12 protein-coding genes are annotated in these 19071 nt (G+C 58.8%); 1 reads left to right on the forward strand and 11 read right to left on the reverse strand.

What is annotated here, in order from left to right; genetic code table 11:
• Positions 1-326: 326 nt before the first annotated feature.
• Complete coding sequence (locus ACFPB1_RS19940; protein WP_090642659.1) at positions 327-539, reverse strand: hypothetical protein; 213 nt, start codon at positions 537-539, stop codon at positions 327-329.
• 305 nt (positions 540-844) lie between these two features.
• Between ACFPB1_RS19940 and ACFPB1_RS19945 the strand changes: the two genes are divergently transcribed.
• On the forward strand, positions 845-2455 hold the full coding sequence (locus ACFPB1_RS19945) for a nitrite/sulfite reductase (RefSeq protein ID WP_379227847.1): 1611 nt from the start codon (positions 845-847) through the stop codon (positions 2453-2455).
• A gap of 129 nt (positions 2456-2584) precedes the next feature.
• On the opposite strand, the gene uvrA is transcribed toward ACFPB1_RS19945, so the two are convergent.
• The 10 genes from uvrA to ACFPB1_RS19995 all read right to left on the reverse strand — a co-directional run bounded on the left by uvrA (position 2585) and on the right by ACFPB1_RS19995 (position 19052).
• The gene (gene uvrA, locus ACFPB1_RS19950) at positions 2585-5470 is read right to left on the reverse strand and encodes an excinuclease ABC subunit UvrA (protein WP_379227848.1); all 2886 of its coding nucleotides are present in this window, start codon (positions 5468-5470) and stop codon (positions 2585-2587) included.
• Positions 5471-5491: 21 nt separating this feature from the next.
• Positions 5492-7495, reverse strand: a complete 2004-nt coding sequence (gene uvrB / locus ACFPB1_RS19955; protein WP_379227849.1) for an excinuclease ABC subunit UvrB — start codon at positions 7493-7495, stop codon at positions 5492-5494.
• Positions 7496-7823: 328 nt separating this feature from the next.
• The gene (locus ACFPB1_RS19960; RefSeq protein ID WP_379227850.1) at positions 7824-9119 is read right to left on the reverse strand and encodes a PDZ domain-containing protein; all 1296 of its coding nucleotides are present in this window, start codon (positions 9117-9119) and stop codon (positions 7824-7826) included.
• Positions 9120-9281: 162 nt separating this feature from the next.
• A complete protein-coding gene (locus tag ACFPB1_RS19965) occupies positions 9282-10727 on the reverse strand; it encodes a S41 family peptidase (RefSeq protein WP_379227851.1) in 1446 nt (481 codons plus the stop codon).
• 166 nt (positions 10728-10893) lie between these two features.
• Entirely contained in the window at positions 10894-12075 is a 1182-nt protein-coding gene (locus ACFPB1_RS19970) for a murein hydrolase activator EnvC family protein (RefSeq protein WP_379227852.1), read from the reverse strand.
• Between the two features lie 10 nt (positions 12076-12085).
• Complete coding sequence (gene ftsX, locus ACFPB1_RS19975; protein WP_379227853.1) at positions 12086-13003, reverse strand: permease-like cell division protein FtsX; 918 nt, start codon at positions 13001-13003, stop codon at positions 12086-12088.
• Positions 12993-13679: a cell division ATP-binding protein FtsE gene (ftsE, locus tag ACFPB1_RS19980; protein WP_379227854.1), complete on the reverse strand. Its 687-nt coding sequence runs from the start codon at positions 13677-13679 to the stop codon at positions 12993-12995. Before ftsE ends, ftsX begins: the two co-directional genes overlap by 11 nt.
• Positions 13680-13913: 234 nt before the next feature.
• Positions 13914-15476 carry an interleukin-like EMT inducer domain-containing protein gene (locus ACFPB1_RS19985; RefSeq protein ID WP_379227855.1) on the reverse strand — a complete coding sequence of 521 codons (1563 nt, stop codon included), beginning with the start codon at positions 15474-15476 and terminating at the stop codon, positions 13914-13916.
• The gene (locus tag ACFPB1_RS19990) at positions 15466-16395 is read right to left on the reverse strand and encodes a hypothetical protein (RefSeq protein ID WP_379227856.1); all 930 of its coding nucleotides are present in this window, start codon (positions 16393-16395) and stop codon (positions 15466-15468) included. Before ACFPB1_RS19990 ends, ACFPB1_RS19985 begins: the two co-directional genes overlap by 11 nt.
• Positions 16392-19052, reverse strand: a complete 2661-nt coding sequence (locus ACFPB1_RS19995; protein ID WP_379227857.1) for a sulfatase-like hydrolase/transferase — start codon at positions 19050-19052, stop codon at positions 16392-16394. The genes ACFPB1_RS19990 and ACFPB1_RS19995 overlap by 4 nt, the downstream gene beginning before the upstream one ends.
• Positions 19053-19071 lie beyond the last annotated feature (19 nt).

Here is a 19071-nt window from a genome sequence, read left to right on the forward strand (position 1 = left end):
TTCGAGGCTTACCAAAAGTAAGCTTGGAGGTCGGGTGGCTTTCGATCGCTCACAATCTGCTGAAGATGGCAGCGGTCGATTCAAAAAGACCCAAGATGCTGCAGAGTTAGCTCTGCCCATCTTGGGTCTTTGCGCTTTTTACGGGTTGAAGCTGTTCCCAAACTTACTTTTGGGACAGCCTCTTTTTTTTGCCTATGCGTTTTGCCGTTCTAGGTGTACGAACCGCCGGGAACGCAAAAGGCCGGCGCATTCTTGGGCTTCAAGAATCGCCGGCCGTGCGTGCTCGTCCGAGCAGTCCGTTCATATGCGCTTCGCGCGGGCGGATCTTACGACGCCCAAACTTTGAAGATCATCACGTAGTTCGCGAACAGGAATACGAGCAGCGACACCGTCGTCCAGCCGATCGCGAATTTATTTTTCTTCGGACTCGTGATCAACCGAATCCATCCGATGAAGATGACGATCGTGAACAGCAGCATCATGATATCCATGGGATCGAATTTCGCGAGTGCCGTTGTTGCAGTCTCAGCAAGATACATGGGGGGAGATCCTCCTTCGTTTTCGCACGTAGCCTATAGTACTTATGTTAGCCTCATCACGGGTCCGTTGCAAGCAGCATTTGGGAATCGTAACAAGTTTGTCACCATTTTCCGGAAGGGGGCGGGGTTATTATAATCGATCGGCCTTTTAAATATAACAAACTCTTATAGGTATGGCGCCGCTTTTCATTGTCGCTCACCCGGAAGTATGATACGATTCAAGTAGTGATATCATACAAAAATCGTCGGAATTTGGCCCTGACCGCGACGGCCGGGCTACTTCGCCCAAGGAGGAACAACGAACCATGGCCTATGAAGCCTTATGGATGAACAACCCGGATAAATTGAATAAATTCGAATTCGTCAAACGGGAAAAGGACGGTCTCGACGTCATTCGCACCATTATCGACAAGTACGCAAAGGAAGGCTACGCTTCCATTCCCGAGGACGACATGAACCGGTTCAAATGGGCGGGCGTCTATGAGCAGAAGCCGAAGGACGGCCACTTCATGATGCGGATCCGGATCAACACCGGCATCATGACTTCCGCGCAAGCACGCGCAATCGCTTCCATCGGCCGCGACTACGGCCGCGATCTCATCGACGTCACGACGCGCCAGGCCATTCAGTACCACTGGCTGAAAGTCGAGAACCTGCCGGACATCTTCCAGCGTCTGGAAGCGGTCGGTCTGTATTCGTACGAAGCATGCGGCGACTGCCCGCGCACGATCGTCGGCAATCCGCTTGCCGGCATCGATCCGAACGAGCTGATGGACACGCGCGAGATCGTGGAACAGGTCAACGATTTCTATCTGCTGAACCGCGACTTCTCCAACCTGCCGCGTAAATATAAAATGTCCATTTCCTCCAACATCTATAACAACGCCAATGCCGAAATCAACGACCTCGCCTTCGCCCCGGCGACGAAAGTCATCGAAGGCGAAGAAGTCGTCGGCTTCCACGTCTACGTCGGCGGTGGCCTGTCCGCGAAGCCGCACTTGGCTAAAGAGCTCAACCTGTTCGTGCGTCCGGAGGACGTGCTGAAGGTCTCCATCGGCGTCACGACGATCTTCCGCGACTACGGCTACCGCGAGAAGCGCCATCATGCCCGTCTGAAGTTCCTCGTGGCGGACTGGGGTCCGGAGAAGTTCCTCGAGAAGCTGAAGGAAATCATCGGCGACATGCCAGCGAAGGGCGAGAACAAAATCGTCGGTTGGAATGCCGTCTACTACGACGGCGTCTACCCGCAAAAGGAACAAGGCCTGAACTTCATCGGCCTGAACGTGCCGGTCGGCCGTACGAACTCCACGGAGCTGGAGCAGCTGGCGGACGCCGCCGACCGATTCGGCGACGGCACCATCCGGACGACGATGTCACAAAACATCATTCTGGCCGGCATTCCGGACGACAAAATCGAAGCCGCGCTTCAACTGCCGGTGCTGCAGCGCTTGTCCCCGAACGCGAAGCCGTTCATGAGCCGGACCGTCTCCTGCACGGGCAACGAGTTCTGCAACCTGGCGGTCGTCGAAACGAAGGAACGCGCGCGCCGTGTCGCGGAATTCTTGGATGAACATGTCCAGCTCGACGAGAAGATCCGCATTCACTTCATCGGCTGCCCGAACGCATGCGGCCAGAAGCATATCGCGGATATCGGCCTGCAGGGCGCGCTCGTGAAGACGCCGGACGGCATGGTCGACGCGTTCGACATCGCGGTCGGCGGCATCCTCGGCCCTGGCGCCCAGTTCAACACATCGCTGAAGGGCCGGGTCAAAGGCGACGACCTCGGCGGCGTGCTCGTGCAGCTGATTAACTTCTACAAAGAAGGACGCGAGTCCGGCGAGACGTTCCACAACTACGTCAACCGCGTCGGCGTACCGGCCTTCCAAGCGAAGCTGACCGAAATTTTGGCCAGCTAACCGCAAAGCAACCGTAACAACGAAAAGAACCGGGAATTCCGCTTCGTGCGGAATTCCCGGTTTTTTATTTTGCCTGACGGCCGAACGATCCCCAGTGCCGCTCGACAAAAGCAAAAAGCCCCATCTTGCTTATTGTTCAGCCCCGGCCGCGACGCGCTCGACCTCGCGGTGCTGCGAGAGCGTGCGCTCGCGGTCCCGGTCCAGAATCGGCTTCAGGTATCGGCCCGTATACGAGCCTTCGACCTTGATCACGTCCTCCGGCGTACCGGTCCCGACGATCATGCCGCCGTTCTTGCCGCCTTCCGGTCCCAAGTCGACCAAGTAATCAGCGGTCTTGATGACGTCGAGGTTATGCTCGATGACGAGCACGGATTCGCCCGAATCGACCAAGCGATGAAGCACGGTGAGCAGCCGGTCGATGTCGTCGACATGCAGCCCCGTCGTCGGCTCGTCGAGAATATAGAGCATCTTGCCGGTGCTGCGGCGATACAGCTCGGCCGCCAATTTCACGCGCTGCGCCTCGCCGCCCGAGAGCGTCGTGGCCGGTTGGCCGAGGTTCATGTAGCCGAGGCCGACGTCCAGCAGCGTTTGCAGCTTGCGATGGATCCGGGGCACATTCCGGAAGAACTCGCACGCGTCTTCGATCGTCATTTCGAGCAGATCGGCGATGCTCTTGCCTTTATATTTTACGTCGAGCGTCTCGCGGTTGTATCGCTTACCCTTGCAGACTTCGCAAGGCACGTAGACATCCGGCAGGAAGTGCATCTCGATCTTGATGATGCCATCGCCGCGGCACGACTCGCAGCGGCCGCCCTTTACGTTGAAGCTGAAGCGGCCTTTCTTGTACCCGCGCACCTTCGCTTCGTTCGTCGACGCGTACAGGTCGCGAATGTCGTCGAATACGCCCGTGTACGTCGCGGGATTGGAGCGCGGCGTCCGGCCGATCGGCGATTGGTCGATGTCAATGACCTTCTCGATATGCTCGAGCCCGCGGATCTCCTTATGCTCGCCGGGACGCACCTTCGCCTTGTTGAGATCGCGAGCCAGCGTTTTGTACAGGATTTCGTTGACCAGCGTCGATTTGCCGGAGCCGGATACGCCCGTCACCGCCGTGAACACGCCGAGCGGGAACTTGACGTTCACGCCGCGCAGGTTGTTCTCCTTGGCGCCGCGGACTTCCAGCCACTTGCCGTTCGGCTCCCGCCGCTTCAGCGGCACCGGAATGAACTTGCGGCCGCTCAGGTAGGCGCCGGTCAACGATTGTTCGTCCGCCATGACTTCCTTCGGCGTGCCCATCGAGACGACCTGTCCGCCATGGATCCCGGCGCCCGGTCCGATGTCGATGATGTAGTCGCTCGCGAGCATCGTATCTTCGTCGTGCTCGACGACGATCAGCGTGTTGCCGAGATCGCGCATATGCTCGAGCGTCTGAATGAGCTTGTCGTTGTCGCGCTGATGGAGCCCGATGCTCGGCTCGTCGAGAATGTACAGCACGCCCATGAGGCTCGAGCCGATCTGCGTCGCCAGCCGGATGCGCTGCGCCTCCCCGCCGGAGAGCGTGCCCGCCGCGCGGCTGAGCGACAAGTATTCCAGGCCGACGTTCACGAGGAAGCCGAGCCGGCTGTTGATCTCCTTCAGGATGAGATGCGCGATGAGCATCTCTTTCTCATTGAGGCCGAGTCCGCTGAAGAAGCGTTCCGCTTCGCCGATGGAGAGCGACGTGACGTAGGCGATGTTCTCGCCGCCGATCGTCACCGCCAGGCTTTCCTTCCGCAGACGCTGCCCTTTGCAGCCGGAGCATGGCTTGGCGCTCATGTACTGCTCGATATATTCACGAATGCCGTCGGAGCCCGTCTCCCGGTAGCGGCGCTCCAGGTTGTTCACGATGCCCTCGAACGGCACGAGCGCTTCCTTGGCGTGACCGAAGTCGTTGGTGTACCGGAAGCGGACGCGCTCGCCGCCCGTGCCGTACAACAGCTTCTTCATCTGCTCCGGCGACAGGTCGTCGACCGGCACGTCCCGCGCGATGCCGAAGTGCTTGCACACCGCGTCCAGAAACTGCGGGTAATAGTTGGACGTGCTGCCCGCCCATGCTTCGAAGGCGCCTTCCGCGATCGACTTGGAGCCGTCCGGCACGAGCAGGTCCGGGTCGACGATCATTTTCGCCCCCAAACCGTCGCAGTCCGGGCATGCGCCGTACGGGCTGTTGAACGAAAACATCCGCGGCGCCAGCTCGTCGATGCTGAAGCCGCACACCGGACATGCCAGATTCGAGCTGAACAGCAGCTCTTCCTTCTCCATGACGTCGACGAGGACCTGCCCGCCGGACAGCTTGAGCGCGGTCTCGAGCGAGTCTGCCAACCGGCTGTGGATATCTTCCTTCACCACGATCCGGTCGACGACGACCTCGATGTTGTGCTTCTTGTTCTTCTCCAGCTCGATGCTCTCGCTCAGCTCGCGGAGCTCGCCGTTGACGCGCACGCGCACGAAGCCCTGCTTCTGCACGTCCGCCAGCAGCTTGGAATGCTCGCCCTTGCGGCCGGAAACGATCGGCGCCAGAATCTGCAGCCGCGTCCGCTCCGGATATTCCATGATGCGGTCGACCATCTGCTCCACGGTCTGTGACGTGATCTCGATGCCGTGATCCGGACAGTGCGGCTTGCCGACGCGCGCGAAGAGCAGGCGCAGGTAATCGTAAATTTCCGTTACGGTGCCGACGGTGGAACGCGGGTTCCGGCTTGTCGTCTTCTGGTCGATGGAGATGGCCGGCGACAGCCCGTCGATGGAATCGACGTCCGGCTTCTCCATCTGGCCGAGGAATTGGCGCGCGTAAGCGGACAGCGACTCCACGTACCGGCGCTGGCCTTCCGCGTAGATGGTGTCGAATGCCAGGGAAGACTTGCCGGAGCCGCTCAGCCCCGTCAGCACGACGAACTTGTCGCGGGGAATCGTCACGTCGATGTTCTTGAGATTATGGGCTCGCGCCCCTTTAATTACGATCGCATCACTAGCCACGTTCTTACCTCTCCTCCCGGCCTACAGGCCCAACTCCGCTTTAAGCTCCAGCAGCGCGTCGCGAAGCTCCGCGGCGCGTTCGAACTGCAGGCTCTTCGCGGCTTCCTTCATCTCGGCTTCCAGTCGCTGCAGCAGCGACTGGCGCTCCTTCTTCGACATCTTGTCGACGCCGGCACCCGTCAAATAATCGCTCTTCTGCTCGGCGGCCTTCGTCGCTTCGATGACGTCGTGCACCTTCTTGCGGATCGTCTGCGGCGTCACGCCGTGCTTCTCGTTGTACGCCACCTGGATGGCGCGCCGGCGCTCCGTCTCCGCGATGGCGGTATTCATGGAGTCCGTATGGTTGTCCGCGTACATGATGACCCGGCCTTCCGAGTTCCGCGCCGCCCGGCCGATCGTCTGGATAAGCGACCGCTCCGAACGGAGGAATCCTTCCTTGTCGGCATCGAGAATCGCGACGAGCGATACCTCCGGCAAGTCCAAGCCTTCCCGCAGCAGGTTGATCCCGACGAGCACGTGGAACGTCCCCATCCGCAAATCGCGCAGAATCGCGAGCCGCTCCAAGGTCTTGATGTCGGAGTGCAGGTACCGCACCTTGATGCCGACGTCCTTGAGGTAATCCGTCAAGTCTTCGGCCATCTTCTTCGTCAGCGTCGTGACCAGGACGCGCTCGTCCTTGGCAATCCGGTCGCGGATCTCGACGAGCAGGTCGTCGATCTGGCCCTTCGTCTTGCGGACTTCGATGATCGGGTCCAGCAGGCCCGTCGGACGGATGATCTGCTGGATCATCTCCGGGCAATGCTCGATCTCGTAAGGGCCCGGCGTCGCGGAGACGTAGATCGCCTGCTTCACCTTGCCTTCGAATTCCTCGAAGCGAAGAGGCCGGTTGTCCATGGCGGACGGCAGCCGGAAGCCGTGCTCGACGAGCACTTCCTTCCGCGCGCGGTCGCCGTTGTACATGGCTCGGATCTGCGGAATCGTCACGTGGGACTCGTCGATGACGACGAGCATGTCGTCCGGAAAATAATCCATTAGCGTATACGGCGTCGCACCACGTTCGCGGAACGTGAGCGGTCCCGAGTAGTTCTCGATGCCGCTGCAGAAGCCCATCTCCGCCATCATCTCGAGGTCGTAGCGCGTCCGCTGCTCCAGCCGCTGCGCTTCCAGCAGCTTGCCTTGCCCGCGCAGCTCTTCCAGCCGCTCCTCCAGCTCGCGCTCGATGTTCTTGATCGCGACCTTCATCGTCTCTTCCTGCGTTACGAAGTGGGAGGCCGGGAAAATCGCGACGTGGTCGCGTTCGCCGACGATCTCGCCAGTCAGCACATCGATCTCGGTGATGCGCTCGATCTCGTCGCCGAACAGCTCGACGCGTAGGGCCCGCTCGTTGTTCGCGACCGGGAAAATCTCGACAATATCGCCGCGGACGCGGAACGTGCCGCGAATAAAGTTGATGTCGTTGCGCTGGTATTGGATGTCGACCAGCTTGTGGAGAATCGCGTCGCGCGACTTCTCCATGCCCACGCGCAGGCTTAATACCAGATTCCCGTACTCGGTCGGCGAACCGAGGCCATAGATGCAGGAGACGCTGGCGACGATGATGACATCCCGCCGCTCGAGCAGCGAGCTCGTGGCGGAGTGCCGCAGCTTGTCGATCTCGTCGTTGATGCTGGAATCCTTCTCGATGAACGTATCCGAGGACGGGATGTAGGCTTCCGGTTGATAATAGTCGTAGTAGCTGACGAAGTAGGAGACCGCGTTATCGGGAAAAAATTCCTTGAACTCGCTGCACAACTGCGCCGCCAGCGTCTTGTTATGCGCGATGACGAGCGTCGGCCGGTTCAGCTCCGCAATCGTATTGGCGATCGTGTACGTCTTGCCCGTGCCGGTCGCGCCGAGCAGCGTCTGATGCGCCGCGCCCTTCCGCACCCCGTCGACGAGCTGCCGAATCGCCCCCGGCTGGTCGCCCTGCGGCGTATAGTCGGATTTCAGCGCGAAGAGCTTGCTTTGCTCCCGTTGTTCAACCATGAATTCGCTACACCCCGATCCTATGAGTTCTATGAATGATCCTATTAACTGTATGCCCATATTGGGACGAAATAATAGACAATCTATCGGTAAATTACGCGCAACCCGAATGCTCAAGACGCGCCTTGCTTCGGCTCCCGCCGGCTTCGGACAGGCGGCAATCGGCATAAGAATATGTGTTCCCATTCTTATTCATTATACCGTGTCGCCCCCCAGGTTGCAATGAGGGATCATCTTTCCATGCATGCCAAAAGCCGCCTCGCCCCCAACCAAAAAAGGCCCCGGACGCATGCCGGAGCGGCATGGCCGGTGGCCCCAAGGCGCCCGTCTACATCGACGCCGTCGTCGAACGGTTTCGGCTTCGCGCCGTCCGCTTCCGCAGCAGGTCGAACAGCGACGCCGGCGACGCCGCGGCGTAGAAGGCCGCTTGGTCGTCCGGTGCGAGGACCACGCCGAGCTGGTGATGCTCGCCCGCGTAGCGCGCGCGCTGCACGAACTTCACGTGGCCTTCCAGGTTGACCGCTTCGAGCTTGCAGAAGGCCGAGTTCAAATATAGCGCCGCGTGCAGCTCTTCCTTCGTATGCACCCGGACGCCGTTCGCCTTCTGGATAATCTCCCCGGCCTGCAGGCCCATCGCTTCCGCGGGCGTGCCCGGGATGACAGCCAGAATCCGCAGTCCGCGGTCGTCGTGGACGAAGAGCGGCGCGTTCGCGTCTTCCTTATAGTAACTGACGGCGACCAGCGCCTCGTGCAGCAGCAGCGCGCAGAGCACTGCGACCAGCAGGAGCGGCGGCCAATAATAGGCCGCGACCGCCGCGGCGCCGACGACCGCGCCGTAGATGAGCAGCGCCTTCGAGGAGCTGCGCGTCTTCGCGCCCGGCAGCATCGTGCGCGTCATTTCCGTGAAGCCGATCATCATCGGGAACCCGATCATCGTCACGCCGTGGCTCCACGCTCCGCCGCCGCCGAGCAGCAGCGACCACGGCAGGTGGACGGCATCCGCACTGCCCGCGGCCGCCGGCACGAGCAGCAGCATCGGCACCGGCCAATAGCCCTGCAGCATGTACCCGCCGATCAGCTTGCCGCGCTTGCCTTCCAGGAACAGCGGGCTCGCGAACCGCGCGCCCTGCCAGCGGATCAGCAGCCCTTCCGCGAGATGCATCAGCGCCACGAGCACGAGCAGGCCGGGAATGTCCAGCCCGGCGATCGAACGGACCGCCTCGCCGATCCAGCCGCTCCGCCCATCGAGCGCCGTGAAGCCCAGCGCCCACTGCGCCAGGCCAAGCATGCCCGCGCTGTAGGCGAAGCAGAGGTAGCGCACGCGCACGAGCAGGAGCACGATCGCGGTGCCCCACAGCCAGAGCACCGCCTCGCCGTCGACCGCGACGCCGAGAAACAGCCCCGCGAGGGACAGCGCCACGCCGACGGCAAGTCCGGCAAGCATCGTCCGCGCCAGCTGGTTCGGCCACGCGTGCAGACGTACGTGGAACAGCTTGCGCTCCAGCCGCGTCTGCCGGAAATATTGGAGCATGATCAGAATCACGCCGATATAGTAAAACGGGGACAACAGCAGCCCGAGAGCCGCCGATCCCATCATGCGAAGCACATCCAAGACTGCGTCCAAGCTCTTCACTCCCTTGTGCATCCAGATGAACGGCCGGCGCCGGCGAATCGATCGCCCTATGTAAATCCGCATAAACCGCCTTAAAAAAAGAAGGCCGGTTCCGCATGACGCGGACGCTCAGCCTTCTTGTTATTCGACGCGGGGGTTTGATTTCCTGCTGGATTATTTTGCAACTCCCAGCTTGGCGCCCAGCACCTCCACTGCTTTGCGCATCTGGGTGTCGCTGTTCTCGTCGCGAATCTTCGCGATGATCCGCTCCTCCAGCTTTTCCGCCGTCGCTTTGTCCGCTTTGCCCGTGACCGGCAGGCCTTCCTTCTTCTGGAACGCCTTGATGCCGCTCGCCGTCGCCGCGCTGTAAAAGCCGTCCTTGCGGTCGACCTTGTACCCGAGCCCCGCCAGCATAATCTGCAGGCTCTTCGTCTCCTCGTCGATCGTGTCCGGCAGGAGCGTCTTCGTCTTGGACATCCGCGCCGCGGTGTAGTAATCCGGCGGCTGCACGGCCACATCCGGCTTCAGCCCTTTTTCGTGCACCCAATTGCCGAGCGGCGTGAGCCACTTGGCGATCGTCATCTTGACGAGGCTGCCGTCGCCCAGCTGCTTGTCGTAGCTGACCTGTACCGTGCCTTTGCCGAACGACGTCTCGCCGACGAGGACGGCATGCGCTTCTTCCTTGAGCGCGCCGGCCAGCACCTCGGAAGCGCTGGCGCTCCCTTTATTGATGAGCACCGCGACGGGGTATTTCTTTCCGGGCCCGTTCGACACGGTTTTCTCCCGATGGCCGCTCTTGTCCTCCACCTGCACGATCGGTTCGCCCTTCGGCACGAACGGCTGCGCGACCGACACCACGACCGGCAGCACGCCGCCCGGATTGCCGCGCACGTCGATGACGAGCGCCTTCATATGCTGCTTCTCCAGCTTGTCCAGCTCCTCGGCGAACCGTTCCCCCGTGTTCAGCGAGAACTGGCGGATCTCGATGACGCCGATCCCGTCGTCGCGCAGATGGGCGTAGACGGTCTCGTAATCGATGTCATCGCGCACGATCGTCAGCTGCAGCGGCTTGGCCATGCCCGCGCGCTGGATGACGAGCTTGACCTTCGAGCCCTTCGGCCCGCGAATCTTCGCCACGGCGTCGTTCAGCGACAGGCCGGCCAGCTTCTCGCCGTTGACGGACAAGAGCACGTCGTTCGGCTGTATGCCCGCGCGCTCCGCCGGCGAGCCTTTGATCGCCGACTCCACGGTCACCTTGCCGTCCTTGATCTGCACGCCGGCGCCGATGCCCGTGAACGAGCCTTCGATTGTCTCGGAGAACTGCTTGGCCACATCCTTCTGCATGTAGACCGAGTACGGATCGCCGAGCGCCTCCATCATGCCGTTGGCCGCGCCGTCGAGCACCTTCGCCCGGTCCACCTCGCGAAAATATTTCGTCTCGATCAAGCCGAGCACCGTATTCAGCTTCTGCAGCTCGTTCTCGCTAAGCCCATATTGTCCGGACGATTCCGACGACGCCGCCCTGGCCGCCCCTTCGCCGCCGATGACGACGAATCGGTCCGCCACGGTCAGCGTGACCAGCACGGAAGCCGCCATCGTCAGCAATATGAACGCCGCCACTGTTCGTCCTCTAAACTGCACATCAACACCCCTTCACGCGCCGGCGGTTCGGCCGGCGTCCGTATTCCCAACTTTCCTAGTATATGACAAGCCGCACCCAATTATTTGCTGCATGGGTGCGGCGCGTCGGTTCGGCCATGGAGCGCACGGCTCCGGGCTTGCTATTTTATTTCAAATACGGCGCCGGATTGACGGCCTTCTCGTTCAGCCGGACTTCGAAATGGAGGTGGTTGCCCGTCGACATGCCCGTGCTGCCGACCTCTGCGATCTTCTGGCCGCGCTTGATCTTTTGGCCCTTCTCGACCAGGATGCCGCCGTCGCGGATGTGGCCGTAGATGGTCCACAGGCCGCCGCCGTGGTCGATAATGACGCAGTTGCCGTAATCGCTCCACCATTGGGCGACGATGACGACGCCGGACTCGGCCGCGTAGATCGGCGTGCCCTTCGGCACGGCCATGTCCATGCCGGTATGCAGCTTCTTCGCGCCGGTAATCGGGTGGATCCGGTAGCCGAACGGCGAACTGAGGTGCCAATTGGCTCTAAGCGGCATGCCCAGCTTGCCGCCGGGATTGTAGTAGACCTTGATGGAATTTTTCTTCGCTTCGAGATCGGAGACCTTCTTCGCCAGCTGGATCAGCAGTTCCTCCTGGTCCGAGCTGATCTCGTCGAGCTCGTCCGCCTGGCTGCTGTATTTCTGCACCATGACTTCCTTCTGCTGTTCCTTGTCCTTCAGCAGCGCGCGGTAATCCGCCAGCTTGCCGTACATCGTCTTCACTTCCGCCAGCGAGCTTTCGACTTCCTGCTTCTTCCGCTCGACGAGCGCCTTGTCTTCCTTGCGATTCGCCAGAATCTCCTTGTCCTGCCCCAGAATGGAGGACAGCGAATCCATGCGGTCGAGGAAATCGCTGAAGCTCGTCGCGCTGAGCAGCACGTCCAGGTAGGACACGATGCCGTTCGTATACATGAGGCGGACGCGGGATTTCAGCAGCTGGTCCTGCTTCTGGAGCCGGTCCTCCGCGGCCTGAAGCTCCTCGCCCGTCTTGCGCACTTCCGCTTCCTTGTCGTCGATCTGGGACTGCACCGCATTCATCTGGGTGCCGACTTCGTTGATCTGGGTGACGATTTCGGTGACGGACTGCGCCGTCTTCTCTTTCATCTGCAGGATATACGCCTTGTCCTTGTCCGCCTGGTTGCGGTTATGCGTAGCCGCGCTCATCTCCTTGCGAACCTGCGCCAGCTCCCGGTTGATCTTGTCCAGCTGCGAAGACGCCTCGCCGGGCGTCGGTTGAAAGATGGTTCCCGCGAGCACGAGCGCCGCGAATAACAGCAAGCCTCTCTTCACGTTCACAGTCACACCCCTACACTTTCAAATATTTGCGTACGGACAGCGTGCTTCCCCAGATGCCGATGAGCAGGCCAAGCCCGAAAATAACCGCCGAAACGGTAAAACCCGCTTCCTGCAGCGTCACGAGCTTGATCATCATGAGGCCGAGCTCGAACTGGGATGCGTCCACGAGCTGCGAGTAGCCGAGCAGCAGGCCGGCGACCGTGACCGCCGCGCCGATGAAGCCGATGAACGCCCCTTCGATGAAGAACGGCCACCGGATGAAGTTGTTGGTCGCGCCGACGAGCTTCATGATGCCGATCTCGCGGCGCCGCGCCAGAATCGTCGTCTTGATCGTATTGGAGATGAGGAACATCGCCGTCAACGCCAAGCCCGCCACGATGACCAGGCCGATGTTGCGGACGGCGTTCGTGATCTTGAACAGCTTCTCGACCGTCCCCTTGCCGTACTTTACGCTCGTGAACGGCTTGGAGGCGTCCCCGCTGCCGAGGGCCTCGATCTTCTTCGCCGCGTACGCGATGTTCTGCGGGTCGAAGACGTCCACCGTGAAGGAATCCGGCAGCGGGTTGTTCGTCTCGTCGTAGCCTTCGAGCAGATCCGAGCCGTCGGCGCCGATGCTCTTGCGCAAGTCCTCGAGCCCCTGCTCCTTGGAGACGAACGTCACTTTCTTCACTTCGGGCATGTTGCCGATGGCGTTCTTGAGCTCGCCGATCTTCGCCTCCGGCGTGCCCAACTGCAGGTACACCCGAATCTGAACCTGGCTCTCGATCTGACCCGCCAGCACGTTGACGTTCATCGCGAGCAGCAGAAACACGCCGAGGATGAACAGCGAGATGACGATGGAGCTCACGGAGGCGAAGGTCATCCAGCCGTTGCGGACGACGTTCTTCAGCCCTTCGCGGAGATGCCGGAGGACGGTGCTAATTTTCATACCCGTACTCCCCTCTCGCTTCGTCGCGCACGATCGAACCGTTCTCGATGGCGATGACGCGCTTGCGGAGCGTGTTCACGATCTCTTTGTTGTGCGTGGCCATGATGATGGTGGTCCCGCGAAAATTGATCTCCTCGAGCAGATTCATGATGCCCCACGAGGTCTCGGGATCGAGGTTGCCCGTCGGTTCGTCCGCCACGATGACGGACGGGTTATTGATGATGGCGCGCGCGATGGCGACGCGCTGCTGCTCGCCCCCCGACAGCTGCTGCGGCAGGCTGTTGTGCTTCCCGCGCAGCCCGACGAGCTCAAGCATCTCCATCGTCCGCTTCTTGATGATGCGTCTCGGCGCTTCGATGACCTCCATGGCGAACGCGATGTTTTCGTAGGCCGTCAGCTTCGGCAGCAGGCGGTAATCTTGGAATATCACGCCAATGTTCCGGCGGACGAACGGGATTTTGCGCGGCTTCAGCTTGCCGATGTTAAATCCGTTGACGGAGATTTGCCCTTTGGTCGGAATCTCCTCGCGGTAGATCAATTTCATGAACGTGGATTTCCCCGCCCCGGAAGGCCCTACTAGATAAACGAATTCATTGCGCTCTATGAGAACGGAAACGCCGCGCAGGGCATGCGTGCCGTCCGCGTACGTTTTCCAAATATCCTGAAGCTCGATCACGATATCACATCCTGTAGGTAGTCAGCTTCTAGATATTCGACAGAAGCAGGCGAAATCCTCTACGAAAGTCCCACATTCTGCATTTTTTCATATTTCTCATCATGGCCGCCGCGGGGTTCCGGAGAGGGGGACGAGAGTTTTTCGACAAATGAAAATAGACCGTCCGCTATTGCGGACAGCCTACAGCCTATATCGAGGTTGTGCCGGATACCTCTCGCAGCTTCACCAACCGCTTTACTTCAAAGATTTCAATAAGCTCCGAATTTCGTCCGCGCTTTCAGCCCGATAAATCCGCTCCTCGAGCTCTGCCCAGTCTTCCTGATTCGGACTCTCCAGCCAGCGGCAGCCTGCCGTATCGACTCCAAACCGGATTTGCACAAATCGGCTCAATGCCGCTCTTCTCGCCTGTTGTGCCGCTTCGCGTCCCGCGATTTCCGCGTGAATATCGCCAGCCGCTAAGGAATCCGTACTAATCCCGTGAACACTTCCGGCCAAGTCCCGCAAAAGCTTCATATCATTGACGCCATGAACGAGCACTCTCGCGCCCGCTTCCCTTATTCGCGCTCCAGTCTCTTCCGTATACTGGTCCGAGCGAACGGCCACAAAGGCAATCTTATTTTCTCTGACAAACGCCGTTTCGGCTTCTATCGTATTTGGGGTCGCGTCAAGGATATAAACGTAGCGCGGAAACGGAAAAATCGATTCGACAATCCGGTGCATTTCTATCGATTGCAGCTGCGGAATGACTCGCAGAAGCAGGCTGAAGCCGAAAGGAGCCGCCGCGCTGATCAGCTTGTCGAACATCATCTTCAACCGCCTGCGGTCAGCGGAATTGATATTCGCAATGACATAAGCATCCGGATATCTAGCGAGAAACCCGAATAAGGCGAAGCCGGGCTGCCAGTCATGCCGAAGCACCACTTCCTCATCGGCCGTCAACTCGATATCGGCCGTAAATGTTCGAAAGCCCCCAATCGAATAGCTTTGTTCGAAGACCTCCAACGCATTGGAGTTTTTAATCCCGTTCAGCTGTCCGCCTGCATGGTAAATTGCCCGAAAAGCACTCGTGGCTAGTCTTTGAGGAGCGGCACGATATAGACTGCCCTCCTCCGCGAGCGTGGCGAATACATCGAACGACGTCGAGATACACGCGCCATCCGGGGGACATACCACAACGTTCCACCCTCGACGATTCCTGCTGAACTCTACGCCGTCGATCTCGATCTTGCTGCGGTTGCTCGACAGTGCGCCGCCGCTCACGAGCTCGATCTGCCGAGCACCGTCGTCGATGCGCCAACGCAGTTCTTCCGCCGAACAAGCTTCATGCAGCACTTCGTAGCCTGCCCCTTCTAATTTGCGCGCCGCCCAGAGGTAGCTTTGACGCAATTTCGAGCGATCGAGCTGCGCGATCCCCATATCGGCCAACCGGCTGCTCGCCTCGCCCGACAACCGCTGGCTGCCATCGTCCTTGACCGCGACCAGCACCAGCGCCCCTGCAGGAATCCCGGCCAGAAACGCGTCGATTGTCCGGCCCTGGATCAACGCTATGCCGTATCCGCGTTGTTCGAAGTAGGGAATATGACCGCTATGATGAAAATAGATCGGCCTATCATTACTTTCCAAATCGATTTGTCCAAACGATTGAATCCAATAGCCGCGCCGGCGATAGATTTGCGCGCGGTAAGCGGTATAGGCCAGCGACTCTGAACCGCCGGCTCCCGGCCTGTTTAACGGCACCGGGGGAATATAAAGGCTCTCGAGCTCCGCAAGGCCATTATCGACAGAATTAGGCGCCATGCTTCTCCCCCTTGGACGGAAGAGCGCGGTAGACGGACGTATCGTCAAACATCGTTACGAACGTATCCACCCTATGCACCCGCTCGACCTTGGAGTCGATTAGATCGAAAATGACGATATTCATGCCCCTGCGGTTCGGCGAATGCTCCTGGCCATCGATCTTAATGCTCGAATGGTTGCCTGAGAATAGCCCCTGGCTGCTGACTTCAAGGCTGACCGGCATGACATAGCCCCCTGCTTCTTCCCCGAGTTCGAACCGTTTGAAGAGCGGTCGATCCGAACATTCCTCATATAGCGATACATAGGACTGTTCGACTTTCTTCCAGATGACGTTGATGTAGCTGCAGCGCAAGTATTCCCTCGTCAAAGCGCGAATGCCGACCTCGCTTAATCGTTCTTGCCACTTGTGATTGACCGCCTGGGTCCCATCGTCCTTAACGGCAAGAATAATCAACGAAAACGGTTTTGCCGCTTGAATGATGTCCAACAGGCTCGTGCCTTGTACAAGTTGAAGCGAGTAACCGGCGTCCCAAAGCTCGGGCATAAGCGCGCTATCGTCAAAATGAAGATGAGGCCGACCGCGGTCAAAGCCGACGTCGAACGCATCCATGATTTGAACCGAATGGTCGGCGCAAAGACGCTTGAACGCCTCGTACGCGGACAATTCTTCTTTCCATTGCGGGTTCTCGATAATCAGCTTCACTCGTTCTCCCCCGCTCATCACCGATTCCCATCTGGCAAAGACGTTTGACGCTTCCGGCTTGCGGATGACGGGTTCCACCCGGACGTCCGGCTCATGAACCGCCAGAGCGCCGCGGCTCGCCTGGCTCCACCCGGTTAGCTTTGCCATCCTCGCCAAAAGCCAGATCCACGCCGCCGCCAAAACAATCGAACCGAATTGAAGCCAACCGACGATCACGAAATCTCCTCCCGAAGCAGGCTAGCCTTTACGGCTCGATACATTCCGCTAGACACGAGCGTTGTCGAGAAGGTATCCGCGTGGAAAGCGTCGATGACATGCCCCGTGTCCATGTCGATTACCGCGAAGTTAAGCCCCCTTGCGTTCGAGCAATAGGATTTCCCGTTGATCTTGATCTCCGCCTTATTGCCTACGAACGCGCCTTTACTTACGATTTGAAGCTGCACGGGGAGTTCTAAACCGCTGACCCAGCTTCTCTCGCTCCATTCCAACTCAATGGGATTCGGGGAAACTTCTTCGAAGAGGGACAGAAAGCCTCTGTTCTTATACACCACGTTCACATAACTGTGACGGATCTTGGTGTGGTCCATATTGTGAAATCCGAAGCCGGTCATCGCTTCGGCGAATTCGGGAACGAAGCGGCTTGCGCCCTCGTCTTTGACCGCGACCGCCAGAAGCGTGTGATCCGGAAGCCGGTCCAAATAGCTTGGGAGCGGCACTGCGTTAATCTGTTCGACATCATATCCTTTGGCGGACAATAATTGAATATAATTGGGATCATCGAAATAAATCGGCGCTTCGCCGGCATTCCAATCGATGGCTGCGTAGAAATTAATGTTTTTGTTTCTAGACCGGCTATAGAAGCGTCCTAATTTAAGCAGGCTCTCCAGGTCGTTGCCTTGTCCCTTCAGGAATTCGGCTTCCATTCCGTATGAAATCGGAATCACGATGCCGCCGTCTTCGACGATATGCAGCAGCTTCTCGATCGTCGGCGAAAAAAACGGTGCCGCGGCCTCTCTCCCTTTCGGAGCAGTATGCAAAAGATCGTTCGAGATCAAATAATCCGACCGAAGCAGTTGTTTTGCGGAATCGTCGAAATGACGCTTATTATCACCGGATAACGGAAGCAGCATCTTGCGATTGTGTCGATCGAACAAGGTGCTTTCCGCATATTCGCCGGAAGCGGAGGCGCAGCAAAGCGTATCCTTCGTCGCAAATGAGCCGAGCGGATATTGCGACAACGGGATCGCGCGATCGGCAGGCGCCTGAAGCAAACTCATCCCCATGCCGTACGGAATTCGCGGCAATCCCAACAAATGCAGCAGCGTCTGCCCCACATCCATCGTGCTTCCGACACGATCGTCGGAGTGTCGAATCCTTCTATCGGAATCCCCGCTGGCGACAACGAAAGGAACCTTCGCCACGCTCATGCGATTCGGATCCCTCAAAATCGTCGATTGCGATATTCCAAGCACCTCGTAGAGCTCCGGAAGGTGATCGACCGGTACCCCCTCGTGATCGCCGTAACATGCAATGACGGTATTATCAAGCAGCCCTTCTTGATCCAGGCGCTCATAAAAATGCTGCAGCGCGCGATCCGCATAGTTGACGCTTTGATAGTACATGGCGAGCATATCGGGGATTTCTTTGCTTAACTGCAGTCCCCAACGCTCCTTCTCCAATTGAAAAGGGAAATGGGAGGTCAGGCTGATCATGAACGCAAAAAAAGGCGTTTTCATTGCTTTTATTTTTTCGACCGATTGCTCGAAAAACGAGAAATCCGACATCCAAAACGATGCTCGGTCGTGGGAATCGTAATCCTCCTCGGCATGGAATGCCTCGAATCCATGCGTTCGCATCATTGCCCTGCGGTTATAAAAGTCTCCCTTATACCCGTGATACGCCATGGCATGGTAGCCGTTGTCTCGTAGAATAGCGGGAAGACCATAATAGGTTTTATCGTAATGGCTGTAGTTGACCACTTCGTTTTTGGAAGGGAACAACGATTGAAGAACCGCTAGTTCGGCGTCGGATGTATGCCCCATTGCGAATTGGCTGAAGACGTCGGTGAATGCCAGGTTGTCGCCGGCTAGCCGATTCAAAAAAGGCGTTACCTCCTGTCCCTCGACACGATGGTGCAGAAGAAATTGCTGAAACGATTCGAGCTGAATCAAAATGACGTTCATGCCTTTGAATTTGCCGAACCATTCGTCATCGTCGATCCGGTCTTCAGCCGTTGCTTCCGCCGGCACTTCTTGTTCCGGGAGGAGAGGCGTATTTCCGAACAGCATCTCCTGCTCCGAGCGCCTTTTCCGTTCCAGCAGCCACGAAAAATAGTACGAAAAAAACATGCCGAACCGATGAACCGCGATCGTCCCTGTCCGCAGCTTGCTCAGCTGCCGATAGGTCATCATGAACAGCGACAGCAGAACGATGTCGGTCAACAGCCACATCCAGACGATGCCGGCCTCAGGCGGAGCAACGATAAACACTGTCGCGGACACCTCGGCCAACAGAAGAACGAAATAAATATCGCTGCGCTTTACGAGGCGAGGGAGTGCCTGCAGAAGCATGGCGCGAGTAACCGCATTCGTTTGAGGCGAGAAGAGGAACTGTCTGATTTGGGCTCGTTCCACGATCGTGCCGAAAAATCGGACATGGATTAGATTCGTATAATAGGCAGCCGTGAGCATAACCGCCAACACGAGGGCAATCCATGGATTCCAATCGGCGACCGATTGAAAACCGATCCCCGTCAACGCGGATACGGCCGCCTGTTCCGATGAAATCCATATCATCCCCCTCGCGCGATTCAACAACATGTTACACGCGAGATGCCAGATGGCAAAAGATAGCGCGATTATTACGAAGGACATCGATGACTACCTTCTTCCC

It is taken from the genome of Paenibacillus sp. GCM10023250, from assembly GCF_042653205.1.
Taxonomy (GTDB): Bacteria; Bacillota; Bacilli; order Paenibacillales; family Paenibacillaceae; genus Paenibacillus_Z.

Excerpts from the sequence above, each read along its gene's own strand:
- ACFPB1_RS19940 (WP_090642659.1), bottom strand. The coding sequence starts at position 539 with ATGTATCTTGCTGAGACTGCAACAACGGCACTCGCGAAATTCGATCCC.
- ACFPB1_RS19945 (WP_379227847.1), top strand. The coding sequence starts at position 845 with ATGGCCTATGAAGCCTTATGGATGAACAACCCGGATAAATTGAATAAA.
- uvrB (WP_379227849.1), bottom strand. The coding sequence starts at position 7,495 with ATGGTTGAACAACGGGAGCAAAGCAAGCTCTTCGCGCTGAAATCCGAC.
- ftsX (WP_379227853.1), bottom strand. The coding sequence starts at position 13,003 with ATGAAAATTAGCACCGTCCTCCGGCATCTCCGCGAAGGGCTGAAGAAC.
- ACFPB1_RS19985 (WP_379227855.1), bottom strand. The coding sequence starts at position 15,476 with ATGGCGCCTAATTCTGTCGATAATGGCCTTGCGGAGCTCGAGAGCCTT.
- ACFPB1_RS19995 (WP_379227857.1), bottom strand. The coding sequence starts at position 19,052 with ATGTCCTTCGTAATAATCGCGCTATCTTTTGCCATCTGGCATCTCGCG.